General features: G+C 45.1%; 1 protein-coding gene. It reads left to right on the top strand.

All coding sequences use genetic code 11. The features are described 5' to 3' along the window. A partial coding sequence (locus ICE88_RS08470; RefSeq protein WP_216252067.1) for an autotransporter-associated beta strand repeat-containing protein occupies positions 1-237 on the top strand: 237 nt, incomplete at both ends.

The raw sequence follows: 237 nt of genomic DNA, 5'->3' as shown, positions 1-237 counted from the left end.
ACTAACACTCAATAAATCAACAACAGCCATCACCGCAACAAATATTGGTTTGAGCATTGGCGGTTCTGGAAATACCACGGTGAGTACGATCATTGCCACTGGTTCAGGAACTTTAACCAAGGATGGTAGTGGCACTCTTACTTTATCTGGTGCAAATACTTACACAGGTGCAACGGCAATCAATAACGGAGTTGTTAGGGCGTCAAACAATACGGCATTAGGCACTATTGCGGGCGG

The organism is Polynucleobacter sp. AM-26B4 (assembly GCF_018882285.1).
Taxonomy (GTDB): Bacteria; Pseudomonadota; Gammaproteobacteria; order Burkholderiales; family Burkholderiaceae; genus Polynucleobacter.
The sequence above is the reverse complement of the archived record's forward strand: the minus strand, read 5'-3'. Positions and strand labels throughout refer to the sequence as shown.